This window comes from Robertmurraya sp. FSL W8-0741 (assembly GCF_038004005.1).
Lineage (GTDB): Bacteria > Bacillota > Bacilli > Bacillales > Cytobacillaceae > Robertmurraya > Robertmurraya siralis.
In genome coordinates this window covers 3,013,411-3,039,710 of sequence record NZ_JBBOQG010000001.1, presented here as the reverse complement: position 1 = coordinate 3,039,710, position 26,300 = coordinate 3,013,411, and the positions used below count along the sequence as shown (strand labels likewise).

At 39.4% G+C, this 26,300-nt stretch carries 22 protein-coding genes; 18 read left to right on the top strand and 4 right to left on the bottom strand.

What is annotated here, in order from left to right; all coding sequences use genetic code 11:
• Positions 1 to 14: 14 nt before the first annotated feature.
• The 13 genes from NST02_RS14740 to NST02_RS14680 all read left to right on the top strand — a co-directional run bounded on the left by NST02_RS14740 (position 15) and on the right by NST02_RS14680 (position 15,178).
• Positions 15 to 806, top strand: coding sequence for a DUF3388 domain-containing protein (locus NST02_RS14740; protein ID WP_095308194.1), 792 nt, complete (start codon positions 15 to 17; stop codon positions 804 to 806).
• Between the two features lie 128 nt (positions 807 to 934).
• Complete coding sequence (locus tag NST02_RS14735) at positions 935 to 1,834, top strand: helix-turn-helix domain-containing protein (RefSeq protein WP_095308196.1); 900 nt, start codon at positions 935 to 937, stop codon at positions 1,832 to 1,834.
• A gap of 137 nt (positions 1,835 to 1,971) precedes the next feature.
• Positions 1,972 to 2,550 carry a CDP-diacylglycerol--glycerol-3-phosphate 3-phosphatidyltransferase gene (gene pgsA / locus NST02_RS14730; RefSeq protein ID WP_212933460.1) on the top strand — a complete coding sequence of 193 codons (579 nt, stop codon included), beginning with the start codon at positions 1,972 to 1,974 and terminating at the stop codon, positions 2,548 to 2,550.
• Between the two features lie 53 nt (positions 2,551 to 2,603).
• Complete coding sequence (locus NST02_RS14725; RefSeq protein WP_340949220.1) at positions 2,604 to 3,842, top strand: competence/damage-inducible protein A; 1,239 nt, start codon at positions 2,604 to 2,606, stop codon at positions 3,840 to 3,842.
• A gap of 552 nt (positions 3,843 to 4,394) precedes the next feature.
• On the top strand, positions 4,395 to 5,438 hold the full coding sequence (gene recA, locus NST02_RS14720; protein WP_095308717.1) for a recombinase RecA: 1,044 nt from the start codon (positions 4,395 to 4,397) through the stop codon (positions 5,436 to 5,438).
• Positions 5,439 to 5,802: 364 nt separating this feature from the next.
• Complete coding sequence (gene rny, locus NST02_RS14715) at positions 5,803 to 7,365, top strand: ribonuclease Y (RefSeq protein ID WP_095308202.1); 1,563 nt, start codon at positions 5,803 to 5,805, stop codon at positions 7,363 to 7,365.
• A gap of 84 nt (positions 7,366 to 7,449) precedes the next feature.
• Positions 7,450 to 8,247 (top strand): TIGR00282 family metallophosphoesterase, encoded by a 798-nt coding sequence (locus NST02_RS14710; protein ID WP_137742856.1) that lies wholly within the window; start codon positions 7,450 to 7,452, stop codon positions 8,245 to 8,247.
• 242 nt (positions 8,248 to 8,489) lie between these two features.
• Positions 8,490 to 8,750 (top strand): stage V sporulation protein SpoVS, encoded by a 261-nt coding sequence (gene spoVS, locus NST02_RS14705; protein WP_003181955.1) that lies wholly within the window; start codon positions 8,490 to 8,492, stop codon positions 8,748 to 8,750.
• Positions 8,751 to 9,376: 626 nt separating this feature from the next.
• Positions 9,377 to 11,110 (top strand): 2-oxoacid:acceptor oxidoreductase subunit alpha, encoded by a 1,734-nt coding sequence (locus NST02_RS14700; RefSeq protein WP_095308206.1) that lies wholly within the window; start codon positions 9,377 to 9,379, stop codon positions 11,108 to 11,110.
• 2 nt (positions 11,111 to 11,112) lie between these two features.
• Positions 11,113 to 11,979: a 2-oxoacid:ferredoxin oxidoreductase subunit beta gene (locus NST02_RS14695; RefSeq protein WP_095308207.1), complete on the top strand. Its 867-nt coding sequence runs from the start codon at positions 11,113 to 11,115 to the stop codon at positions 11,977 to 11,979.
• A 330-nt stretch (positions 11,980 to 12,309) separates the two neighbouring features.
• The gene (miaB, locus tag NST02_RS14690) at positions 12,310 to 13,854 is read left to right on the top strand and encodes a tRNA (N6-isopentenyl adenosine(37)-C2)-methylthiotransferase MiaB (protein WP_137742857.1); all 1,545 of its coding nucleotides are present in this window, start codon (positions 12,310 to 12,312) and stop codon (positions 13,852 to 13,854) included.
• 1 nt (position 13,855) lies between these two features.
• Entirely contained in the window at positions 13,856 to 14,287 is a 432-nt protein-coding gene (locus NST02_RS14685) for a RicAFT regulatory complex protein RicA family protein (RefSeq protein ID WP_095308211.1), read from the top strand.
• Positions 14,288 to 14,635: 348 nt separating this feature from the next.
• On the top strand, positions 14,636 to 15,178 hold the full coding sequence (locus NST02_RS14680) for an outer spore coat protein CotE (RefSeq protein ID WP_095308212.1): 543 nt from the start codon (positions 14,636 to 14,638) through the stop codon (positions 15,176 to 15,178).
• Positions 15,179 to 15,363: 185 nt separating this feature from the next.
• Here NST02_RS14680 and NST02_RS14675 read toward each other — a convergent pair whose 3' ends face one another.
• Both NST02_RS14675 and NST02_RS14670 read right to left on the bottom strand, forming a co-directional pair.
• Positions 15,364 to 16,971: a glycoside hydrolase family 43 protein gene (locus NST02_RS14675; protein ID WP_095308214.1), complete on the bottom strand. Its 1,608-nt coding sequence runs from the start codon at positions 16,969 to 16,971 to the stop codon at positions 15,364 to 15,366.
• A 73-nt stretch (positions 16,972 to 17,044) separates the two neighbouring features.
• Positions 17,045 to 18,232, bottom strand: coding sequence for an ROK family transcriptional regulator (locus NST02_RS14670; protein ID WP_095308216.1), 1,188 nt, complete (start codon positions 18,230 to 18,232; stop codon positions 17,045 to 17,047).
• Positions 18,233 to 18,547: 315 nt separating this feature from the next.
• Between NST02_RS14670 and NST02_RS14665 the strand changes: the two genes are divergently transcribed.
• The 3 genes from NST02_RS14665 (at position 18,548) to NST02_RS14655 (ending at position 21,837) form a co-directional block, all read left to right on the top strand.
• Positions 18,548 to 19,852 carry an extracellular solute-binding protein gene (locus NST02_RS14665; protein WP_095308218.1) on the top strand — a complete coding sequence of 435 codons (1,305 nt, stop codon included), beginning with the start codon at positions 18,548 to 18,550 and terminating at the stop codon, positions 19,850 to 19,852.
• Positions 19,853 to 20,118: 266 nt separating this feature from the next.
• Positions 20,119 to 20,997 (top strand): carbohydrate ABC transporter permease, encoded by an 879-nt coding sequence (locus NST02_RS14660; protein WP_095308719.1) that lies wholly within the window; start codon positions 20,119 to 20,121, stop codon positions 20,995 to 20,997.
• Between the two features lie 18 nt (positions 20,998 to 21,015).
• Complete coding sequence (locus tag NST02_RS14655; RefSeq protein WP_340949219.1) at positions 21,016 to 21,837, top strand: carbohydrate ABC transporter permease; 822 nt, start codon at positions 21,016 to 21,018, stop codon at positions 21,835 to 21,837.
• Here NST02_RS14655 and NST02_RS14650 read toward each other — a convergent pair.
• The gene (locus NST02_RS14650) at positions 21,834 to 22,445 is read right to left on the bottom strand and encodes a YesL family protein (RefSeq protein WP_095308223.1); all 612 of its coding nucleotides are present in this window, start codon (positions 22,443 to 22,445) and stop codon (positions 21,834 to 21,836) included. The two genes, NST02_RS14655 and NST02_RS14650, sit on opposite strands and share 4 nt — an antisense overlap.
• Positions 22,446 to 22,565: 120 nt before the next feature.
• Between NST02_RS14650 and xylA the strand changes: the two genes are divergently transcribed.
• Both xylA and xylB read left to right on the top strand, forming a co-directional pair.
• Positions 22,566 to 23,897 carry a xylose isomerase gene (gene xylA, locus NST02_RS14645; protein ID WP_212933462.1) on the top strand — a complete coding sequence of 444 codons (1,332 nt, stop codon included), beginning with the start codon at positions 22,566 to 22,568 and terminating at the stop codon, positions 23,895 to 23,897.
• Positions 23,898 to 23,960: 63 nt separating this feature from the next.
• Positions 23,961 to 25,460, top strand: a complete 1,500-nt coding sequence (gene xylB, locus NST02_RS14640; protein WP_137742861.1) for a xylulokinase — start codon at positions 23,961 to 23,963, stop codon at positions 25,458 to 25,460.
• Positions 25,461 to 25,680: 220 nt separating this feature from the next.
• Here xylB and NST02_RS14635 read toward each other — a convergent pair whose 3' ends face one another.
• A complete protein-coding gene (locus NST02_RS14635) occupies positions 25,681 to 26,220 on the bottom strand; it encodes a GNAT family N-acetyltransferase (RefSeq protein WP_340949218.1) in 540 nt (179 codons plus the stop codon).
• Positions 26,221 to 26,300: the final 80 nt, after the last annotated feature.

Sequence of the window (26,300 nt, the reverse complement as noted above, 5' to 3'; positions counted from 1 at the left end):
TAAGGAGGTTTTCCATGGAAAAGCAAGAATGGTACTTAGAATATGAAATAACAACAAATCGCCCTGGACTGCTTGGTGATATTTCGTCATTGCTAGGGATGCTTTCTATTAATATTGTGACGATTAATGGTATCGATGAGGGCCGACGCGGGCTGTTAATTTTAGCTAAAAACCATGATCAAATTGTTAGACTAGAGTCTATTTTACATACGATGGATACAATAAGAGTCATAAAGCTCCGTGTTCCAAAGCTCCGGGATCGATTAGCTGTTCGGCATGGGCGATACATACAAAGAGATGCCGATGATAAAAAGACTTTCCGCTTCGTTCGGGATGAGCTTGGATTATTAGTTGATTTTATGGCAGAATTATTTAAGAAGGATGGTCATAAGCTTATTGGCATTCGTGGTATGCCACGCGTTGGCAAAACAGAATCTGTTGTTGCTGCCAGCGTTTGTGCTAATAAAAGATGGCTATTCGTATCATCAACATTATTAAAACAAACCATTCGCAATAAATTAATTGAAGATGAGTATAGTGAGGATAATCTGTTTATTATCGATGGGATCGTCTCAACAAGGAGAGCTAATGAGCGTCATTGGCAATTGGTGCGGGAGATTATGCGCTTGCCTGCCGTGAAAGTTGTTGAGCATCCTGATATATTTGTGCAAAATACAGAGTATACTCTCGATGATTTTGATTATATTATTGAATTGCGAGATGATCCTGAACAAGAGATTACATACGAAGTTGTTGAAAAAAATAATATGTTTTCTGATTCTGACTTTGGTGGTTTTGATTTTTAATGTAAGGTCGGATTCCTTAACCAAGGTTGAATATGATATGTAGAGTTGAAAATGATGTCTTCGATTGCTCACATTATGGAATGGTGATAGAGACATAATGAAAATTATCAGTTGGAAGGTGTTACAAATTGACGGAATTAGGGAATCGTTTAAAAGAGGCTCGTCTTGAAAAAGATATGAGCTTAGATGATTTGCAAGCTGTGACGAAAATTCAAAAAAGATATTTAGAGGGAATAGAAGAAGGAAATTATAGCATGATGCCGGGACCTTTCTATGTCCGTGCCTTTATTAAACAATATGCGGAAGCAGTCGATTTAGAGCCTGAGGAGTTGTTTGAGCAATATCAAGCGGATGTCCCTACAGCTTTTAAAGACGATTTACCTGAGAAGCTTTCCCGTGTTCAAACTCGCAGGAATATTTCAGGGGGAAATTCTAAATTCTTTGATATTCTCCCGAAAATATTGGTTGCAGCCTTTATAATTGGTGCGCTGGCAGTCATTTGGTATTTTTATTCGCAAACTGCCGGTAAAGATACGAATGAGCAGATAGAAAATAATTCTGATGGGGCATCTTATGAGGAAGCTGAGAATTTATCGCGTGAGCCAGTAGAAGAGCCAGTTGTTGATGAAGAAGAGGATGAGCAAAATGGTAAAGATGAAGATGTTGATTCAACCGAAGAAGAGGTTGCACAAGAACAAGAAATAACGGTTGTGGAATCGCAAGGAAGAAGAACTACTTATGAACTCAAAAATGCCGATAACTTTGAGCTGAAGCTTGTTTCCACTGGTGAAACTTGGGTGAGTATTAAAAATGGTGCTGGTCAATCAGTCTTCCAAGGAATGCTTACGACAGGTGGTACGGATAGTCATACAGAGGATTTATCAAATGAAGAAGAAGTTGTGATCAGGGTTGGAAGTGCGCCAAACACAGAGATCTATATAAATGACGAAAAGCTGGAATATGCTGCAGCGCCTGAAAGCCAGACCGTACAAGATATTACGATTCGTTACACGAAAACTTCTGAATAGTCATCGATTCGGTGACTATTTTTCGCTTTTAACTATTTTGTCTTCTGCATCGATTTTTACTATACATGTGTAGAGAATGAAGACCATGATTAAGGATTAGGATTGATCTATATTTTTAAAGTTGGAGGGTAAATTAAATGAATTTGCCAAATAAAATAACCGTCTCAAGAATTTTACTTATACCTCTGTTTCTTCTTATAATGCTCTATCCTTTTTCCTGGGGTGATATGAAATTTCTTGGTGCAGAACTTCCAATTGCCCATTTTGTAGGAGCATTGATTTTTATTATAGCCTCTACGACCGATTGGATTGATGGCTATTATGCCCGTAAATATAATTTAGTAACGAATCTTGGGAAGTTTTTGGACCCGTTGGCGGACAAGCTACTCGTTTCGGCAGCGTTGATTGTTCTTGTCCAAATTGGTATGGCATCATCATGGATTGTGATTCTAATTATTAGCAGAGAGTTTGCGGTAACAGGACTTCGAGCAATTTTGGCTGGAGAAGGGGAAATTGTTGCTGCCAATATGTTGGGGAAAATAAAAACATGGACGCAAATTATTGCGATTTCAGCTTTATTATTACATAATATGATTTTTGAACTCGTGTCATTGCCGTTTGCTGATATAGCCCTTTGGGTCGCTGCATTTTTTACAGTTTGGTCAGGCTGGGATTATTTTAGTAAAAATAAACATGTTTTCATCAACTCCAAATAAAAGAATCTACGATATTTGGCTGGACATAACTTTCATGGGTAGGGGTGTTTTGCATGAATGCGGAAATCATTGCAGTTGGCTCGGAGTTATTGCTTGGGCAGATTGTGAATACGAATGCTCAATTTCTTTCGAAGCAGCTTGCCAATATTGGTGTCAATGTTTACTACCATACAGTTGTCGGTGATAATCCAGAACGGTTAAAGGGTGCTCTAGAAATTGCGGAGAGTAGGGCGGATCTCATCATTCTGACGGGTGGGCTCGGTCCTACGAAGGATGATTTAACGAAAGAGACGATCGCGTTACACTTAGGGAAGAAGCTCGTTCATGATGAAGTGGCTCTTTCTTCGATTGAGCAGTATTTTCAAACGATCAATCGAGTAATGACAGACAACAACCGCAAACAAGCCCTTGTATTAGAAGGTGCCGCTGTCCTTCCGAATGATCATGGAATGGCACCTGGAATGGTTGTGACTGTAAATGAACGAAGTTATATGTTGTTACCAGGTCCACCTAAAGAACTTGAACCAATGTTTTCCCAATATGGCGAAAAGGAGATTTTGAAGCTTCAGCCGATTAATGACAAAATTGTTTCCCGTGTTCTCCGTTTTTTTGGGATCGGAGAATCGATGTTAGAGACTGAAATTGATGATTTAATTGATGGACAGCAAAACCCAACAATTGCACCGCTTGCTGCAGATGGTGAGGTGACGCTTCGATTAACGGCGAAGGCGAAAAATGAAGAACTCGCTCATCAGCTGATCGACAAGACTGAACAACAAATTCTTGCAAGAGTGGGAGAGTATTTTTATGGTTATGATTCCACTTCATTAATGAATGAGTTGTTTCAAGAGCTGGATGCCCGAAATTTGACGTTAGCCTGTGCCGAAAGCCTTACAGGAGGGCTTTTCCAGCAGGAGATTACTTCAATATCAGGCGCGGGTGATGTTTTTAAGGGTGGTGTTGTTTGCTATGCCACTGAGGTGAAGAAACATGTCCTCAACGTTAAGAAGGAAACGACCGAGACTTATGGAGCAGTTAGTGCTGCGTGTGCCCTTGAGCTGGCAGAAAATGTCCGTTCTCTCATACAAGCTGATATTGGCATAAGTTTTACAGGAGTCGCGGGACCAGCAAAGCAAGAAGGCAAACCAGTCGGAATGGTCTTTATTGGTATTTCTATCAAAGGAAGAGAGCCCAAATATGAGCAGTTGCAGCTTGCGGGGACGAGGGAAGGGATCCGGCTTAGAACGATAAAGCATGGATGTCATTTTCTGCTCAAAAGCTTAAAGGAATGATAGGACTTAAAGGAAAAGCAAGTGAGGAGAGGATACAGATCAACATCCTTCACTTGCTTTTAGTTGTTTAGAAAAAGAAAAGCAATGATGTTCGAAATCCAACTTTGAGCGGTGACTGCCTGCACGCTCTTTTTTACCATTTAATGGTCTACATGGATTTTGTGAAGTTCTTTTTATGAAAAAGGTCTTCTATAAATGGCAAATGGAAAAAGGAGAATTTTGTCGCTTCCATTTTGGACACGAGGGATTAATAGATTAAGATTGCAATTGTAATTGAGTTGTTGTGAAGAGCATGCTACATTTTCCATTAGCATGAGGATAGCGATAGTTAAATATTTTCAGATTATGGTTAAAATAAGTATAACTCCGCAGCCATTCTTACTAAGATGCGATTTTTCCTTAAGGGAAGTTGAAAATTTCAGCTCTTAATGGACCGAGAAAAAAACGAATGGATGTTCGATTTTTTTCTCGACAAATGAGTGGAAAACAGTTATATTAGAGATAGGTTTTTTAAGAGATGAACCGATTGGATGAAATAAGGAGGAATTTATGGTGAGCGATCGTCAAGCAGCCTTAGAAATGGCGTTGAAACAAATAGAAAAACAATTTGGTAAAGGTTCCATTATGAAATTGGGTGAACAAACAGATCGGCAAATATCTACTTCACCGAGTGGCTCTCTAGCACTGGATGCAGCTCTGGGGATTGGTGGATATCCACGGGGACGGATTATTGAAATTTACGGACCAGAGAGCTCTGGTAAAACGACTGTGGCTCTGCATGCAATTGCAGAAGTGCAAGCTGAAGGTGGACAAGCTGCATTTATCGATGCTGAACATGCTTTAGATCCAGTTTATGCTTCAAATCTCGGTGTAAATATTGATGAATTGCTTCTGTCCCAGCCAGACACAGGAGAGCAAGCACTAGAGATCGCTGAGGCACTTGTAAGAAGTGGTGCAGTTGATATTTTAGTTATCGACTCTGTTGCTGCACTCGTACCGAAGGCCGAAATCGAAGGGGAGATGGGAGACAGTCATGTAGGCTTGCAGGCTCGGCTAATGTCTCAGGCTCTTCGTAAGCTTTCTGGAGCGATTAATAAGTCTAAAACAATCGCCATCTTTATCAATCAGATTCGTGAAAAGGTTGGGGTGATGTTTGGAAATCCTGAAACAACACCTGGAGGACGTGCATTAAAATTCTACTCCTCTATCCGTCTCGAAGTCCGTCGTGCAGAAACATTAAAGCAAGGCAACGATATGGTTGGAAATAAAACGAAAATTAAAGTCGTCAAAAATAAAGTCGCACCACCATTCCGAGTTGCTGAAGTGGACATTATGTATGGAGAAGGAATTTCTAAAGAGGGCGAGATTATCGATTTAGGTTCCGAAATTGATATTGTTCAAAAGAGCGGTTCTTGGTACTCCTATAACGACGAACGACTTGGCCAAGGTCGTGAAAATGCAAAGCTATATTTAAAAGAAAACCCGGAAGTTCGATTGGAAATTCAGCAGAAAATCCGTGAGTACTATGGCTTGGATGGTGTTAAGGTCGTAGAAGGTGAAGATGAGGGCCAAGAAACTTTTGATCTTGTCGATTAAGAGCTTGTATTTATTCACGTTCAGAAGCTATGGGGATGTATGCCCTTATTTAAAACAGCAAAGCTTAAGAGGCTTTGCTGTTTTGTATGTCAAAATTCTCTGCTTGCTGAACGAACTGCTAATAAGTTGTGGCATAAACGGATCGAGAAGCTCTACAGCTTTAGTAACAACTGGCAAATGGCTGACTAGACAGGCACTTGACAATAAAAATTCACACCTTTACAATTAATATGTATATTTTACAATTTTTATAATGATTAAAACGTTAAAAAGCCTTTGTGCTGTATATTGATGGATGACAATGTACATGCCGACAGTTTAGAAACGTAAAAACAAAAAGTTCATAGCAAGAGGAGGTGAAATGATGGATTTAGGATTTATAATCATCTCCATTTTGCTTGGCCTATTCGTCGGTGCCGTTGTTGGCTATTTTGTTCGTAAATCCGTTGCTGAAGCAAAGATTGCAGGTGCAAAAGATGCGGCGGAGCAAATTTTAGAGGATGCAAAGCGTGATGCGGACTCGACTAAAAAGGAAGCTCTGCTAGAAGCAAAGGATGAAATTCACAAGCTTCGAACAGAAGCTGAACGTGAAATTCGTGATCGAAGAAATGAGTTGCAAAAACAAGAAAATCGTTTAATGCAAAAAGAGGAAAACTTAGATCGAAAAGATGAGTCGTTAGATAAACGCGAATCACTATTAGAAAAGAGGGACGATTCTCTTAACAAAAGACAACAGCATATTGAAGAGATGGAAAGCAAAGTGGACGAGATCTTAAAGAAGCAACAATCTGAGCTTGAACGCATCTCAGGCTTAACGCGTGATGAAGCGAAGTCCATCATTTTAGAGCGAATGGATAAGGAATTATCTCACGAGATCGCTTTAATGGTTAAAGAGAGTGAGAATAAAGCAAAAGAGGAAGCGGACAAGAAAGCAAAAGAAATCTTGTCATTAGCCATTCAAAGATGTGCGGCGGATCACGTGGCTGAAACAACTGTCTCAGTTGTAAGTTTACCAAATGATGAAATGAAAGGTCGTATCATTGGACGTGAAGGCCGTAATATTCGTACACTTGAAACTCTTACAGGGATTGACCTCATTATTGATGATACTCCGGAGGCTGTTATTCTTTCAGGGTTTGATCCAATTCGCAGAGAGACAGCAAGACTTGCACTAGAGAAGCTTGTTCAGGATGGCCGCATTCATCCAGCTCGTATTGAAGAGATGGTTGATAAGGCACGTCGCGAAGTGGATGAGCATATTCGAGAAATTGGTGAGCAAACAACTTTTGAGGTTGGGGTACATGGTCTCCACCCAGATTTAATCAAAATTCTGGGGCGTCTAAAGTTTCGTACAAGCTACGGACAAAATGTGCTTAAGCATTCCATTGAAGTTGCCCAACTTTCTGGATTATTAGCTGCTGAGCTTGGAGAAGATGAAACATTGGCTCGTCGTGCTGGATTACTTCATGATATCGGCAAAGCAATTGATCATGAAGTAGAAGGGAGCCATGTGGAAATTGGTGTTGAGCTTGCAACAAAGTATAAAGAGCACCCAGTTGTCATCAACAGTATTGCTTCCCATCACGGGGATAGTGAAGCTCAATCTGTCATTGCTGTACTCGTGGCCGCTGCAGACGCGTTATCAGCCGCTAGACCTGGAGCAAGAAGAGAAACGTTGGAAAACTATATTCGTCGCTTAGAAAAGCTTGAGGAGATTTCTGAGTCCTATGATGGAGTCGAGAAATCATTTGCGATTCAAGCAGGTAGAGAAGTACGTATTATTGTAAAACCTGATCAAATAGACGATTTAGAATCACATCGTCTTGCTCGAGATATTCGCAAGAAAATTGAATCTGAACTTGATTATCCAGGACATATAAAAGTAACAGTTATTCGCGAAACGAGAGCTGTTGAATATGCAAAATAAATAAAACGGTGCAAATGCACCGTTTTATTTATTTTATTTTTTTGCTATAATGGACCATTAGTATATAAGAGAAAGGGATTGAACATGGATATATTGTTTATTGGAGATGTAGTGGGATCTCCTGGCCGTGATATGGTGATGGAATATGTTCCAAAGCTGAAAGAAAAATATCGACCACATGTTACGATTATAAATGGTGAGAATGCTGCGGGTGGAAAGGGAATTACGGAAAAAATTTATCGGAGCTTCTTAGAGGTTGGTGCGCAAGTAGTGACGCTCGGCAATCATACTTGGGACAACCGTGAAATTTTTGAATTTATTGAAGATGCGAAGTACCTTATTCGCCCTGCTAATTTTCCAGAAAATAACCCTGGGAAAGGGATCGTGTATGTGCGAATGAATCAACTTGAAATTGCTGTGATTAATCTCCAAGGTCGTACGTTCATGCCAGCGATCGATGATCCGTTTTTAAAAGCTGAGCAACTTATCAAAGAGGCAAAGGAGCGAACTCCTTTTATCTTCGTTGATTTTCATGGTGAGGCAACTAGTGAAAAACAAGCAATTGGTTGGTATTTAGATGGTAGAGTATCTGCTATTGTTGGGACCCATACACATGTGCAAACAGCTGATAATCGCGTGTTGCCGAAAGGTACAGCATACATCTCTGATGTAGGGATGACTGGACCGTATGATGGCATTCTTGGAATGGAGCGGGAAGTTGTCTTAAAACGGTTTTTAACAGGGCTGCCGGTCCGTTTTGAAGTTCCAAAAACGGGGAGAACCCAGTTAAGTGCCGTGTTAGTACAATTAGATAATAAAACGGGTTTGGCTAAAAAAATTGAACGCATTTTAATTAATGAGGATCACCCATTTTATTCATAGAATTTGGCCCATTTCTTCTGAAACTTTTGTTTCAATGGAAATGGGCCAAAAATGTTTCAACATCAAAATTTATTCTTCGTTGTTTAAGGAGTTTTTTTGAAAATGTCAAAGCAATTTCTCCAATATTTTGTCCAAGCTGGAATATGTGATTTAACATTTGAATATAGTAGCAATGGAATCATATATACCTGACCTGTTCAATAGATGAACATTCAGGGGGGGTAAACGAGGAGGAGCTAGGAATGGAAATATTAAAAGTTTCAGCAAAATCTAATCCTAATTCTGTAGCTGGTGCGCTTGCCGGAGTTCTGCGGGAAAGAGGAGCTGCGGAAATCCAAGCCATAGGTGCGGGTGCATTGAATCAAGCCGTAAAGGCAGTAGCAATAGCAAGAGGATTTGTGGCACCTAGCGGAGTTGATTTAATCTGTATTCCGGCCTTTACAGACATTCAGATTGATGGAGAAGAACGAACAGCCATTAAGTTAATTGTTGAACCAAGGTAATGTTTAGGGGAAAACGAAGCATTGGGGTTAAAGGCATGGTTGACATTGTCGTTGATTCTATATGACAAAACTTATGAAGGAATGAATGAACATTCCTGCTGGTGAAATCCTTATGCACACAACCTGTTTGCTTAGCAAGCAGGCTTTTTTCTTGAAATTAAACGATATTTGGTTCATTTTCTGTGAAAACTTGGTTTTACTCGAAATGAGCCAAATATCAACATGGACATATAACAAAGCCTTCTTGAAAGAAATTTAAATTTTTTCAATCATGGAAAACATTTATGAAACAGCAAAGGTTGCCAACTATTTATTATGTTTTGAAAACTAAAAAAATATTCATACTTTCGTCAATATTTATGCGGAAAGGGTTGCTTTTTTCACAACATAGGGCTAGAATTGAAAGCGTTTAGTACCCTACTTTTCCAATGAAATTTGGGTGAGAATTGTACTAGACCATGAGTAAATTTCACAATGTTTCAGATTCGTCTGGAAGCATTGCGATCGATATTTTTCTTCTGTCTTAGAAATTGTTTCTAGGCTGAATGAACCATTTTGAAATGAGCTCGTCGAAATCAAATAACGTTTTTTACATATTTCTTAACGTATCTGAAGGGGTGTAAGACATGATCAATCAACTTTCTTGGAAAGTTGGCGGACAACAAGGGGAAGGTATTGAAAGTACTGGGGAAATTTTTTCAATTGCTCTGAATCGTCTGGGCTACTACTTGTATGGCTACCGTCACTTTTCATCACGAATTAAAGGTGGGCATACGAACAATAAGATTCGTGTAAGTACGACTCAAGTTCGGTCTATTTCGGATGATTTAGACATTTTAGTCGCGTTTGACCAAGAGACAGTGGATCTAAATTACAAAGAGCTTCATGACAATGGAATTATCATCGCTGATGCGAAGTTTAATCCTGCTCAACCAGAGGATACCAATGCGACTTTGTATGCAGTCCCATTCACAGAGATTGCTACTGAACTGGGAACATCTTTAATGAAAAACATGGTAGCAGTTGGTGCTACATGTGCTGTACTAGATTTAGATATTAATGTTTTCAGAGAAGTGGTGCAAGAAATCTTTGGCAAAAAGGGCCAACAAGTTGTTGATAAGAATATGGAAGCCGTTAAGGCTGGGTTTGACCATATGAAAGCTGAATTGGCTGAAAATGCAGTGATGCATTTAGAGAAAGCTGATGGAAATAAACGTCTTTTCATGATTGGAAACGATGCTATCGCTCTTGGAGCATTAGCTGGTGGCTGTCGCTTTATGGCTGCATACCCGATTACACCTGCTTCAGAAATTATGGAATATTTAATCCAGAAGCTTCCAGCGCTTGGCGGAACAGTTATTCAAACTGAAGATGAAATTGCAGCTGCTACGATGGCGATCGGTGCTAATTATGCCGGGGTTCGTGCACTAACGGCATCTGCAGGTCCTGGCCTTTCATTGAAAATGGAAGCGATTGGCTTGTCTGGTATAACTGAACAACCGCTCGTTATTGTTGACACTCAACGTGGGGGCCCATCAACAGGTTTACCAACAAAGCAGGAGCAATCTGATTTAATGGCGATGATTTATGGAACTCATGGTGAAATTCCAAAGATCGTTATGGCTCCAAGCACGGTTCAAGAAGCATTTTATGATACGGCAGAGGCATTTAATTTAGCTGAAGAATACCAATGTCCGGTTATTGTTTTATCCGATTTGCAGCTCTCACTCGGAAAACAGACAGTGGAACCGCTTGATTATAGTAAAATTGAAATTCGCCGCGGAAAATTACAGCAAGATGAGTTGCCAGAAATTGAAAATAAAGGTTATTTCAAACGTTATGAAGTGACAGAAGATGGTGTTTCACCACGTGTCATCCCAGGAATGAAAAACGGAATTCATCATGTCACAGGGGTGGAACATGATGAAACAGGAAAACCATCAGAATCTGCACTAAATCGTAATGCTCAAATGGATAAGCGTTTCCGCAAAATCGAAAATTTGAAATTTAATACACCAGTATATAAGAATGCTCCTCATCAAGAGCCAGACCTTTTAATCGTTGGCTTTAACTCTACACGTGGGGCGATTGAAGAAGCGATAACTCGTCTTGAGCAAGATGGATTAAAAGTGAATCATGCTCATATTCGCTTAATTCATCCATTTCCAACGGATGAGATGTTACCACTTGTTCAATCAGCTAAAAACGTTCTTGTTGTTGAAAACAATGCAACAGGTCAGTTAGCCAATATTCTGAAGATGAACGTCGGACATGCTAACAAAGTGAAAAACCACTTAAAATACGACGGAAATCCATTCTTGCCACATGAAATTTATACAAAAAGCAAGGAGCTGTTCTAAAAATGGCAACATTTAAAGACTTTCGTAACAATGTGAAGCCCAACTGGTGTCCAGGGTGTGGGGATTTCTCGGTTCAAGCGGCTATTCAAAGAGCGGCAGCAAATGTTGGGCTGGAACCAGAAAATTTAGCAGTTGTTTCAGGTATCGGTTGTTCAGGACGTATTTCTGGATATATTAATTCATATGGATTCCATGGAATTCATGGACGTTCTCTTCCAATTGCCCAAGGGGTAAAAATGGCCAATCGTGATTTAACTGTGATTGCCTCTGGTGGTGACGGAGATGGGTTTGCAATCGGGATGGGACATACGATTCATGCTATTCGTCGCAACGTCGATATCACATATATCGTCATGGATAATCAAATCTATGGTTTAACAAAAGGTCAAACTTCTCCAAGATCGGCTGCAGGTTTCAAAACGAAATCGACGCCATCAGGATCTGTTGAACAACCAATTTCCCCAATGGAAATGGCATTAACTGCTGGTGCTACTTTTGTAGCGCAAAGCTTTTCAACTGATTTAAAAGATTTAACGGCTTTAATTGAAGCTGGAATTAAGCATAAAGGCTTTTCTTTAATCAACGTATTTAGTCCATGTGTAACGTATAACAAGGTCAATACGTATGATTGGTTCAAAGAAAATCTTACGAAATTGGCAGATATTGAAGGATATGATCCATCAAGCCGTGAACAAGCCATGCAAACCCTTATGAAACATGATGGCTTAGTAACCGGACTTATTTATCAAAATACGGAGCGTCCATCTTATCAGGAGATGCTTCCTGGTTACTCAGAAACACCGCTTTCCCAAGCAGACCTGCAAATAGATGAAGCACATTTTGAAAAACTAGTAGCTGAGTTTATGTAATGGAAAGAAAATGTAAACAACCTCAAATGCTTTGAGGTTGTCAGAGTGTCGACAAAAGCCATCGAGAGGCAGCCTCTCGATGGCTTTTGTCATTTTTGGATATTGGCTGTAAAAACTGTAGGCAAACTGAAATCCTTCGAGTTTGTATACAGTCTGCAACCTCAAATGCTTTGACAAAATCAGAGCAGTTCATGCTAAGTTTTAAAGGGATAAAAGCAGGCTTCCTATTGTATTCACTTCCTATTGGGTTTATACTTTAGTAATGTGTGTATATCTACTAAAATGATAAGAAGCTTTTTACAAGTGGATTCATGAGAAAGGAGATTTTCAATGAATGAGAAACAACGATTAGAAGGTCAACAAGTACAGGTTGCTAATTCTTCGGACAAAAAATCCGAAAAGGATTACAGCAAATACTTTGAAACTGTATACGTACCTCCGTCCTTAAAAGAGGCAAAAAAGAGAGGAAAAGAAGAGGTTAAATACCATCATGATTTTGCTATTCCAGAAGAATTCATGGGAATGGGTAAAGGAAGAAAATTTTATATTCGTACTTACGGATGTCAGATGAATGAACATGACACGGAGGTAATGGCAGGGATTTTCATCGGTCTAGGTTATGAGCCGACAGATACCGTTGAAGATGCTAATGTTATTTTACTAAATACTTGTGCGATTCGTGAAAATGCCGAAAATAAGGTGTTTGGTGAACTCGGTCATTTAAAGCATTTAAAAACACAAAATCCTGATCTTTTGCTTGGGGTTTGTGGGTGCATGTCACAGGAAGAATCTGTCGTGAACAAGATTCTAAAAACATACAATCAAGTCGATATGATTTTCGGAACCCATAATATTCACCGCCTGCCAAACATTCTGCAAGAAGCCTATATGTCAAAGGAAATGGTTGTAGAAGTTTGGTCTAAGGAAGGCGATATCATCGAAAATCTTCCGAAGGTTCGTCGTGGTAATATTAAAGGCTGGGTTAACATTATGTATGGCTGCGACAAATTTTGTACGTATTGTATTGTCCCATATACACGGGGAAAAGAACGAAGTCGCCGTCCAGAAGAAATTATTCATGAAGTGCGGCAATTAGCTGCACAAGGATATCAAGAGATCACCCTTCTTGGGCAAAACGTGAATGCTTATGGGAAAGACTTTGACGATATGAAATATGGTTTAGGCGACTTAATGGATGAAATTCGTAAAATTGACATTCCACGTGTTCGCTTTACGACTAGTCATCCTCGTGATTTTGATGATCATCTTATTGAAGTTCTTGCAAAGGGTGGAAATCTAGTCGAACACATTCATTTGCCAGTTCAGTCTGGTTCAACTGATGTTTTAAAAATTATGGCCCGTAAGTATACAAGAGAACAGTATCTTGAACTTGTTCGTAAAATAAAGAAAGCTATCCCGAATGTCGCATTATCAACGGATATTATTGTTGGATATCCAAATGAGACCGATGAACAGTTTGAAGAAACCCTTTCTTTATACCGCGAAGTTGGATTCGAGGCAGCATATACGTTCATTTACTCTCCACGTGAGGGAACACCTGCGGCAAAAATGCAGGATAATGTTCCAATGGAAGTAAAAAAAGAACGTCTCCAACGATTAAACAGCCTTGTAAATGAGCTTTCTGCTCAAGCAATGAAGAAATATAAGGATCAAGTTGTTGAAGTTCTTGTAGAGGGAGAAAGCAAGAACAATCCTGATGTGTTAGCAGGATATACACGTAGAAACAAGCTTGTAAACTTTGTTGGTCCAAAAACAGCTATCGGTAAAGTCGTAAAGGTAAAAGTGACAGAAACAAAGACTTGGTCATTAAATGGAGAGATGGTAGAAGAAGTTCAACCAGTCGAGGTGAAATAATATGGCGAAATATACAAAAGACGAAATTGTAGCGCGTGCACAAGAACTTGCAACATTAATTGCGCAAACAGAGGAAGTTGATTTCTTTAAAAGAGCAGAAGCGCAAATTCATGAAAATGAAAAAGTCCGCAAATTGATTGATGAGATTAAAGGATTACAAAAGCAAGCGGTCAATCTTCATCACTATGGAAAACCTGAAGCATTAAAGAGAACGGAAGATAAGATTGCTAAAATAGAAGCAGAATTAGATGCTATTCCAGTTGTCCAAGAGTTCAAACAGTCTCAAGGTGATGTGAATGAATTGCTCCAGTTAGTTGCTTCAACGATTTCTAATAAAGTAACAGATGAAATCATCACCTCCACAGGGGGAAATCTTCTCAGTGGTGAAACGGGAGCAGAAATAAAGAATAAAGAATGCTCACATAATCATTAAAAATAGGTAAAACAGCCTTTTCCGTTTTGGCGGCAGAGGCTGTTTTACTTTCAAGCAGATAGTAGAAGCCTAATTTCGCGTTGTTCTCTTACCCAATCTGTTAATACAATAATTTCCTCGAATTGCGCTTTTTCTTGTAAAGAAGGAACCCTCTTCCCATCTTCCTGCATTCACCCATTTCTGGGTTCATGCATAGGATAAATTGACGTTTAGTTCATGAAAAATTGCCCGAATAAATGGAGTGTCATTACGTTCTGACAAGGATAGACATTCATAAAAAGATAAGCACACTAGTCTAATATCCCGCATAGGATGAAATGAAACTTAAGTGAGGAGGGTTCGCTCGCAATGGGAGAATACAGAGAGATTATCACAAAAGCGGTCGTAGCGAAAGGACGAAAATTCACCCAATCCAATCATACGATTTGCCCAAAAAATAATCCAACTAGCATCCTAGGTTGTTGGATTATCAACCATACGTACGAGGCGAAAAAGGTTGGCAAAACAGTTGAAGTTTGCGGCTACTATGACATTAATGTTTGGTACTCCTTTAATGATAATACACAAACTGAAGTTGTCACAGAACGAGTAGACTATACAGACGTTATTAAACTAAAATATCGTGACCCAGATTGCCTTGACGACCTCGACGTAATCGTGAAAGTACTTCAGCAGCCAAACTGTGTCGAAGCAGTTATTTCCCCAAATGGAAACAAAATCATCGTGCACGTCGAGAGGGAGTTTCTAGTGGAAGTCATTGGGGAAACAAAGGTATGTGTAGAAGTTCATCCAGGCAAGCATAAAGATGATGATGAAGACTACTTTGATGTAGACGATGAGGAGTTTGAGGATTTAGATCCAGATTTCTTAGTCGGCTCTGAGGAAGAGTAAAACGAAGGCTAGGGAGATTATGCTTCCTAGTTTTTTCTTTATGCTTAATTTTTGTTAAGCAAATGGTTAAGAAAAATCAACACCGATGAACAAAAATAAAGGAAAAAACGAAAGAGAAATGCTAAATTCCGTTTTTAGTAGATGAATCGAAAATGAGCACCGTAAGAAGCAGGTGCTCATTTGTGTTACTGTGGTTGATAAAGAAAGTAATCGAAGTCGGCGTGTCGATTTTGACCAGATGTATCTTGACATTGCATCCCGACAAAGGCTCCTGTGAAGAATCCTCCGCCTTGAATGTAATCATCAGAAAGTTTGTATGAGTCGAACTTTATTGGAATTTTAACCCAGTTTTGACCATCAAAGGAGTAGGAGTAAGAATAAACATGTAATTCTACATCGACGCGAAGATAAACATATTCAAGTTCGGATGGAAGCAAGATTTCTTGGTCAAAAAGGGGCTGAGTAAAGCTAAAATTATCACAGGTCATGATTTCTAGAATACGTCCTTTCCTTTCATGCCATGAAATTTGTAGTGCGGTCCAGTTTTGTGTATTGTAGTAGTTTACAAGCCCTGCCGACTGTTGGAATGTTGTTGGCTCAAAAGCGACTTTCGTTTCTGCTGTAAAATAAAAGTGCTGCCACCGTCTCGCAATAAAAGCCTGCGTGAATTTCGAAGTTAACGATTCTTTGCCATAGAGTCTTAAATGTCCTGGACGAGCTGTTAAAGAAGCAACTTCTTCACCTAAAGGGATGCGTAATGATTGAAACTGAAGATTTAATTCAGGACTGATGAAGTCATCTTTTATATTGGCATCGCTGCTCCATATGACTTCTTCAATCTCAGGACCATCAATTTCAAGTGATGGTTGATTTCCCCCAACAACATAGGGCCAATCATTCTTCCATTCCAAACGTTGGATTGCTGTCTCCCTTCCAAGTGGACAAAAGCCGCGCGGATCTAATAAAGGCTGGCCGTCACGTGGCAGTGGTCTACCGGTTAAATGGACTAGAAACCATTCATCCGTATGGGTCTGTACAATAGATGCATGTCCTGCCTTTTGTAAGGGGTTTCTTGGATGAGCGAAGGAACTAATGAGTGGGTTGTCTGGATGAACTTCGTAAGGTCCAAATAATTGTTTGGAACGTGCAATGGTTGCTTGGTGATCATATTTCGTGCCACCTTCAGCTGTGAGTAAATAATAATAGTCATTTATTTTATAAAGATGGGGAGCTTCCGTTAATTTAATGTCTGTGCCTTTAAAAATGACCGTTGCATCGCCAATTAATTTTTGCTCCTTAGCGCTGTACTCCTGTAATACGATTCCGTAAAAATTATGATTGTGGATGCGATGATCCCAAAGCATATTGACTAAATACTTTTTACCATCCTCATCATGAAATAATGATGGATCAAAGCCTGAACTGTTTAGATGGATTGGTTCAGACCAATCTCCGTCAATCGTGTCACAAGTCACAAGATAATTATGACAATCCTTCCAGCGTCCTTCCGTTACCTTTACATCGGTATAAATCAGCCAAAATTTTTGATCATGATAGGAGAGGGCAGGTGCCCAAATTCCGCCAGAATCAGGATTGCCAATCATATTTAGCTGGCTTAATCGATTGAGAGGTCTTGAGACTAAACGCCAATTTTTTAAATCCTTGGAGTGATAAATTCCAACTCCAGGAAACCATTCGAAGGTCGAAACCGCAATGTAATAGTCTTCTCCATTTCTGCAAATACACGGGTCTGGATTAAAACCTGTTAAAATGGGATTTTGAATCTTTGCCATGTTTCCCCACCTCATTCATATTATTTTATTATAATTAGAAAACAATCGCGAACGATTGTGCATTCCTGATGAACTAAAGTGCTTGAGAAAACTTTTGCAGATCACTGTTGAAAAAATTCTCTGCCACAAAAGCGGTCACACCTAAAGCAGCTGAATGTGTGGATAGCTCGGAAAAATTAATTTCTAAATCGCGCTGCTGAAACCATAAAGTTCGAGCTTGCATCCGCTTTTCCAATGGGTTTGTCAGCCACCGTTTGGCTGATGCCATCCGGTTTCCAATAATAATTTGCTGAGGATTAAAGATGTTGATGATATTATTGATTCCGACTGCAAGGTTTTCTCCAATATGTTCAAACTGCTGAATCGCGATTGTTTCTCCAGATGTGGCAAGCTTTAATAAATAATCGAGTGTAACATCATCTCCCGTTGAAGAAAGGCCGGCATCGTTGGCTTTTTTTAGCAATGCTTGTTCTGACGCATACAGTTCCCAGCAGCCTTTATTGCCACATCTGCATTTTTCTCCAGCGATGTCGATTGTCATATGACCAAGTTCCCCTGAAAAGCCATTATTTCCGCGATATAATTGGTTGTTTAAAATCAATCCAACTCCAATTCCTATCCCGACGCTTACATAAACAAGATTTTTCGCTTCCTTTCCCGCTCCAAACAATTTTTCACCGTAAGCGCCGGCGTTCGCTTCATTTTCAATAATGATGGGAACATTGTATTTATCTTGAAGAACAGATTTTAAGTCAATATTTCTCCATTTCAAATTAGGTGCGAGCAATACTTTTCCCGCTTTACTTACCGTTCCAGGTACACCGACGCCGATTCCAACAATTCCATATGGACTCTTAGGTGTTAACGCGATTAGCTGATCAATGATATCGTACAAATGAGTCATAATTTTTTCATAGGTCAAATCTTTATAACTAATCGTCTTCTCATGCAGTATATTTCCTTGAAGATCGGTCACAATCCCGAGTAAGTAGTTGACGCCGAGATCAATTCCAATTGAAAAACCGGCAACTTGATTAAAGAGCAGCATAACAGGTCTTCTGCCACCGCTTGATTGCCCAGGACCAGATTCATATATCAGTTTCTCTTCTAACAATTCACTGACAAGAGAGGATACAGTCCCTTTATTGAGTCCAGTCAGATTGGCAATTTCAGCTCTTGAAATAGGAGAGAGCTGTTTAATTGTATTTAAGACGAGTGTTTTGTTTTCTTGTTTTACTACATGTTGGTTCCACGTTTTCATTAAACGGTCATCTCTTTCTTTTAAGTTTATATTTTCATTATACGGATCAATTTTAGCATGGAGCAAGATTGAGGGAAGTGATTGGTATTCGTTCAATATTTTCTGACAATAATCGACAACCGCAATATGTTGATAACTTTTCTTTTCTTGAGAGATGCTATTAAATCAGCGATTTTCATAGATGTATAGGAAAAAAGCTAGCCTCTTTGAGTTTATTATACACTTAGTTTATCCACTAGACAAACGAATTGTTCTCTGTTATTCTAACTTTGAGCTTATGTAATAAGCATCATACACTTTTTAGGGGGCTTATGTATGAGGAAAAAGAAAGCGATTACATTGTTGTTCACCTTAGTTGCTACTATTTTTGTCATCGTTGGTTGCTCAGGCACAGATAGCGAAAATGTCTCTAGCAATTCAGGTGATACGAAAACGATTAAGTTTATGCATCTATGGCCAGAAGGCAGCTCAAAAACACATCACACCATTGTGAATGAAATTATTGCTAATTTTGAGAAGGAAAATGAAGGTGTTAAGGTTGAGCTGGAAGTTTTAAGTAATGAACAATACAAAGATAAGCTGAAGGTACTCTCTACTTCCAATGAATTGCCGGATGTGGGGATGACATGGGCGGCAGGTTTTTTAACTCCTTATGTTGAAGGCAATAAATTTGCTCCATTAGATGATCTTCTTGAAAATGAATTGAATGATAGTTTTGTAGCAGGCACAGCCGAGGCCTATGCTATTGACGGGAAGACATATGGTTTACCTCTAGAACTAAACATCGCAACAATTTTCTACAATAAAGCAATCTTCGCGGAATATGGACTTGAAGCGCCAAAAACTTATGATGAATTCAAACATATTATTACAACTTTAAACGACAACGGGGTTGCGCCGATTGCCCTTGGAAATAAAGACCGTTGGACTGGCTCTCTTTGGTATATGTATTTAGCGGATCGAATCGGCGGTACAGATGTACTAACGAGCGCAATCAATCGCTCTGGAACTTTTGAAGATCCTGCCTTAGTTTCAGCGGCGGAAGAAGTGCAAAATTTAGTTGATATGAATGCGTTTGTAAAAGGATTCAACGGTTTGGCCGATGAGGAAGCGAAAAGTATGTTTATGAGTGAACAAGCAGCAATGTACTTAATTGGTTCCTGGGATTTGCCAAACTTTACAACAAATGAAGAAGTCCCACAGGAGTTTAGAGATTCAATTGGTTTCTTTAATTTCCCAACCGTTGATGGAAAAGGGGATTTAAACAGTCATGTCGGTGGTCCTGGTGTAGGGCTATTTGTCAGTGAAGATTCCGATGTTAAGGAAGAAGCGAAAAAGTTTGTTTCCTACTTTGTAAAGGAATGGGGAGAAAAATCGGTCACACAAGCCGGCGTTATTCCAGCAACCAAGCTTGATGCTGACTCGTTAGAGCTGCCACAAATGTATGTAGACGTCTTAAACGAACTAAGCAATGCAACGAATATAACACTTTTTGCTGATGTTCAAATGAGCCCACAGGTTGCTGAAGTTCATTTAAATATGATTCAAGCTATTTTTGGCAAGGAAGTAGCTCCTGACGAATTTGCAAAAGAACACGAGAATGCGCTTGCAGCAGAATAATAGTGTAGTAGGATGGCAGTTTATGAACTTAGTTTTTAAATCGTACAAGTATTTTTTTATATAGCTTTTCTCTGACTTGATGAGCTAAGGGATATACTTTGGCTCATCGGTCAAAGCAACTTTTTAGCTAAAGAAAAAATAACTGTTTTCTCTGAAGGAAGGATCAATCGTTTTATTCATATTGGTGTCATCGTTAAAATTTGTAACTAGAAGAGGAGTATTTTTTTACAGGCCTTTTCTACTTAGCGAATATGGGGTTGAATGTGATGGATAAGGTTATGTCCAATAAATGGCTCATCGCGTTATTCGTATTACCAGCACTGTTGTTAACGGCAATCTTAATTTTTATCCCGTTAGCGTTATCCGGTTACTACGGTTTAATGGATTGGGATGGAATCGGTGCGATGAAGTTTATCGGATTGGAAAATTATATGAATGCGTTGCAAGACGGGAAATTTTGGGATAGTGCATGGCATTCCTTTTTACTGGCGATATTTTCAACGCTTAGTTTACTTTTATACTTAGTAATTGCGCTTATTTTGTCCTCAAAAATAAAGGGGGCCGATTTGCTCCGAAAAATTTACTTAATTCCAATGCTACTTTCGTCTGTGGCGATAGCTCAATTGTGGATTAAAATATACAATCCTACAAATGGAATGCTGAATCAAATTCTTATGGCGATTGGAGTCGAACATCCACCTGCATGGTTGGCTGATACAGCACTTGTGCTGTACGCGATTTTCGTGCCTATTTTATGGCAATATGCAGGCTTCTATATATTGATTTATTATGCAGCATTAAAAAATATCCCTGAATCTATTATTGAAGCTGCGCGGATTGATGGGGCTTCCCCCGTGCAAATTGCGTTAAAAATCAAACTGCCGCTGATTATGAGTGTCGTGAAAGTAACGATTGTCTTAGCTGTAGTCGGTTCATTAAAATATTTTGATTTAATTTATGTTATGACTGGTGGAGGACCAAACGGCGCTAGTGAAGTTATGGCTTCGTACATGTACAAACTCGCTTTTAGCAGCAATAATTTCGGCTACGGAAGTGCGATTGGCTTCGTACTTTTAATCATAACTCTTGTTGTGACGTTTATTGTTCGTAAGCTAACGGCAACAAAAGAAGAAATTCAATATTAGGAAGGAGGAGGATTTTTCATGAAGAGAATAGGTTCTTTTTTTCTTTATTTGTCATTAGCGATTGTCGCTGTATTCCAAATCTTTCCGATCATTTGGCTGTTTTTGTTTTCCTTAAAGGATAATCGAGAAATTTTTTCTGGTTCCCCCTTTGCATTGCCATCACAATTCCGGTGGGAGAATTACACGAAAGTATGGGAGGGCGGTATAGGGGTTTATTTTTGGAATAGCGTTTGGATTACGGGGCTCGCTATTTTATTAACAGTGCTTTTTGCCAGCATGGCAACTTTCGCGATTACTAGGATGAAATGGAAGCTAAGCAAGCTTGTCCTTGGTCTGTTCATGGTAGGATTAATGATTCCGATCCATTCTTCGATCATTCCTTTATTTAATATGTTTCTTAATATCAATTTAATTGATAGCCCTTGGTCGATCGTGATCACTTATACGGCCTATAATCTTCCGATCACAATCATGATTTTACTTGGTTTCTATTATACTCTTCCGCGAGAGATCGAAGAGGCGGCAATTATTGATGGGTGCTCCGTCCTGCAAATGTTTTTTCGCATTATCCTTCCGATGACAATTCCTGTTATGTCCACAACTGTCATTATCAATATGATTTACAACTGGAATGAGTTTGTTTTTGTCAATACTTTTATCAGCTCTGATAAATATAAAACATTAACAGTCGGGATTCAAAATTTCATCGGGCAATATATGACAGATTGGGGCGCCATCGGAGCTACTTTGATTATCAGTGTACTGCCTATTTTAATCGCCTTTATTTTCTTCAGCAATAAAGTCGTTGAAGGCATGTCTTCAAGTGCAGTAAAAGGCTAACTCGTTTTCTTTTGAAGCTTATTAAAAGCGTGTAGTGCTAACGACATTGTCATAAATGCGGAGCTGCTAGCACCAAAAATAAAACCGAAAGCAGGAACATAATAAACGATCACTAACAGTGATAGTAGTGAAAGCAGCATTAGCAAGCTATGCAATGGGTGAACAAGCATAATAAAAAAAGCATGCTTCATAATCGAAAAATGGTTGAGCTCAAAATGAACAAAAGCAGGAAATAGATAGGAAACAAACAGCAGAGAGAGAAGCATGAACGCAAATAAGGGAGCCTGCACCCACGTTAATTGTCCACTATTTTCATGTAGATAAATGAAATCGATGCCGATTATGAAGATAAGCAGGTAAAGAATGAGTCCTAATTGATTGCTTTTTCGAAACTCATTTTTATAAAAGTTCCAAAAAGTCGGGAAGAGTGAAATGTCTTTATTCCCCCTAAGCCACTTGCGGATAATGGCGAACATAGCGACAGTTGCTGGAAAAAATCCTAAGATAATTCCACCGACTAAACTAAATAGAATCCATAAAAGCTGAAGGTAAGCAAAACGAGTAATCCACTCAAAAATACGATAGACGACAGTGCTAATTTCGTTCATACGAATCTCCCTTGCAACTTTTTACATTTGTTTTTCTGCTTAATAAACAAAAGTCTATTCATATCATAATGTAAACATTTTCATTTAGCTATTATTTTTTTCCAATTAGGAGGTTATTCCATGTCATATTTTAATGGTATTTCAAAAATTCAGTTCGAGGGTTCTACATCGACTAATCCCTTTGCCTTTAAGCACTACAATCCAGAAGAAAAAATCGCAGGAAAAACGATGGAAGAAACGTTAAGATTTGCTGTCGCTTATTGGCATACATTTACGTTCGAAGGCACTGATCCGTTTGGAGCAGGTTCCATGCTTCGTCCATGGGATCATTTAACTGGAATGGATCAGGCAAAAGCCCGGGTGGAGGCCGCATTTGAATTCTTTGAAAAATTAAATGTACCCTATTTCTGCTTCCATGATGTGGATATTGCTCCAGAAGGGAATACATTGGCAGAAACATACAGAAACTTAGATGAAATTGTGGCAATGCTGAAAGAGTATATAAAAACAAGCAAAACGAAACTTCTCTGGAACACGGCTAACAATTTCACACATCCCCGTTGGCTCCATGGGGCAGCAACTTCACCAAATGCGGATGTCTTTGCTTATGCGGCGGCAAAAGTAAAAAAAGGTTTGGAAATAGCGAAGGAATTAGATGCTGAAAACTATGTCTTTTGGGGTGGCCGTGAGGGTTATGAAACACTCCTTAATACTGATATGAAACTGGAATTGGATAATTTAGGGCGTTTTTTTCATATGGCCGTTGATTATGCGAAAGAGATTGGCTTCACTGGTCAATTTCTCATTGAACCAAAGCCGAAAGAACCAACGAAACATCAATACGACTTTGACGTTGCAACTGGTCTGGCATTTTTGCAAAAATATGATCTTACCGACCATTTTAAATTTAATATTGAAGCGAACCATGCTACACTAGCAGGGCATACATTTGAGCACGAGTTAAGAACGGCTCGCATTAACGGCATGCTCGGTTCTGTTGATGCCAATCAAGGCGATATGCTTCTAGGATGGGATACAGATGAATTTCCGACTGATTTATATTCGACGACTCTTGCTATGTATGAAATTCTCTTAAATGGTGGCCTTGGCTCAGGTGGACTCAATTTTGATGCCAAAGTACGGAGAGGCTCGTTTGAAGCAGAAGACTTATTTCATGCCCATATTGCTGGAATGGACTCGTTTGCCATCGGTCTTAAAGTGGCCCAGCGCCTAATAGAGGACCAAGTATTCGAAAAATTTATTGCGGAGCGTTACGAAAGTTTTTCGAAAGGAATCGGGCTTGACGTTGTTGAAGGGCGAACAGATTTCCATCAGCTTGAACAACATGCTTTCTCCTTAAAAGAAATCAAAAATACTTCAGGTCGCTATGAACGGTTAAGAGCGATACTTAATCAATATTTGCTAGAAGCAGAGGTCGTTTCTGTCCGTTAAATTCATGTTCCGGAAATTCCTGGCATTTTTCCAACATTTTATAAGATAAGCAGGTGTTAAACAATGAAATACGTTATCGGTGTTGACCTTGGTACGAGTGCAGTAAAAATAATATTGATGAATCAATTAGGTGAGGTATGTGTCGAATTGTCACAACCATATCCTCTCATTCAAAAAAAATCAGGATATAGCGAACAGGAACCGGAGGAGTGGGTCAAAAAGACAATTACTGCTTTATCCATGCTTGTAAAAGGCTTTCATGGTTCTCCAGAAGATATTGAGGGAATTAGCTTTTCAGGGCAAATGCATGGGCTTGTGTTATTGGATCAACATCATGAAGTCGTTCGAAACGCCATTCTTTGGAATGATGTTAGGACAACTTCACAATGTGAGGATATTAATCGGCTTGTTGGCAAGGAAACCCTATTAGAAATTGCTAAAAATTCTGCTTTGGAAGGTTTCACGTTACCAAAGCTTTTGTGGGTAAAGGAGCACGAACCACATCTGTATAAGAAAGCAAAAACTTTTTTATTGCCGAAGGATTATTTGCGTTATCGTTTAACAGGACACATTCATACGGAATATTCTGACGCCGCTGGAACCCTATTGCTTGATTGTACCCGTAAATGCTGGAGTCGTGAAATTTGTGAGGCTGTAGGGTTGGATATTTCATTATGTCCTCCTTTAATAGAATCGCATCAATTTGTTGGGACCATTACAAGGGAGATTGCTCTGTTAACAGGTTTATCTGAAAAAACAAAAGTGTTTGCCGGCGGTGCTGATAACGCATGTGGTGCGATTGGAGCTGGAATTTTAGAAGTTGGGAAAACATTATGCAGCATCGGGACTTCAGGAGTCGTTCTTGCTTATGAGGAGGATCGAGGGCGAAATTTCGAAGGGAAGGTTCATTTCTTTAATCATGGCAAAGAGAATGCTTTTTATACGATGGGTGTTACTCTTGCAGCAGGGTATAGCTTAAGTTGGTTTAAAGAAGCTTTCGCTGCAAATGAAGATTATGAGCAATTATTAACAGGGATTGAAGCAGTTCCGATTGGAGCGAGGGGACTTATATTTGCCCCATATATAGTTGGGGAGCGGACCCCACATGCAGATGCGTTTATACGTGGAAGCTTTATCGGGGTAGATAGCTCGCATAAGCGCATTGACTTTGTTCGCGCCATTTTGGAGGGGATTACCTTCTCATTAAATGAATCAATCAAAATGTTTAAAGATAGTGGAAAAAATATTGATACGATTATATCGATCGGCGGTGGAGCGAAGAATGACACTTGGCTGCAAATGCAAGCTGATATTTTTCAAGCCAAGGTTGTAAAGCTTTCGAGTGAACAAGGGCCGGGAATTGGCGCAGCGATGTTAGCGGCATATGGCTGCAATTGGTTTTCCTCACTGAATGAATGTGCAGAAAGCTTTATAAAGATTGCGAAAGTATATGAGCCAATTGAGCAAAATGTCCGCGAGTATGGGCAGCTTTTTAATCTATATCAGCGTGTGTATCAAGCAACGAAAGAAATTAGTGAAGGCTTAGCGAGTTTTCGAAAATAGCTAAGGAAAACTAAATCAGTGTAATGAAACAGGCTTCAAGAAAAAAAGAATTTGTATAAAAGATGTTGTTTAGGCAGCTTTTTTCCTGCTAGCAAGTCATGGACTCATTACTTGCTCCCTATGCATTTTGCTTGGTGGTTAAACGTATTGTATTTTATTAGCTGCCCGTATACATTTTTAATTTTGGGTTCAGGACTCACATAAAGTGCAGTCCTGTTTTTTACTTTACGATGCCGTAATAAATCAGGTCTTCAAAAGTGTTTAATTTATATACATGGTCTTTAAGGGTGCCTTCGTAGACCATTCCGCATTTCTCCAAAACTCTGCCCGAGGCAGGATTCGATTTAAAATATCGTGCATATACGCGATAGTAGTTTTTTTCTTCAAAAGCAAACTCCAACATGGCACGTGCTGCTTCTGTGGCATAGCCATTTCCCCAAAAGGGCTTTCCGATCCAATAGGCCATTTCCCCATTTTGATGGAGACGTTGATTGGAAAGAGCGATCGCTCCGTAAAGCTGGCCGTTATTTTTGTTGGTAATCGCAAGCTCATATAATTTATCCTCAGTGAAGTTACGTTCATGATTCGCCATCCATGAAAGAGCGCATTCTAAAGAATAAGGATAGGGCATATTCAAAGTGGTCTTGAAAATAGTAAAGTTGTCACAGAGGGAACGCACCTGTTCCGCATCGGCTGCTGTAAATAGCCGAAGCTGTAAGCGTTCTGTTTCAAGTGTTTTGTCTTTGCGATTAAATTTCATTCCACTCTCCCCCTTTGAGTTAGATTATAGAAAGTTTACCTAGTCTTGCCATTTTTATCAACCAGTTTTTAGCATTGATT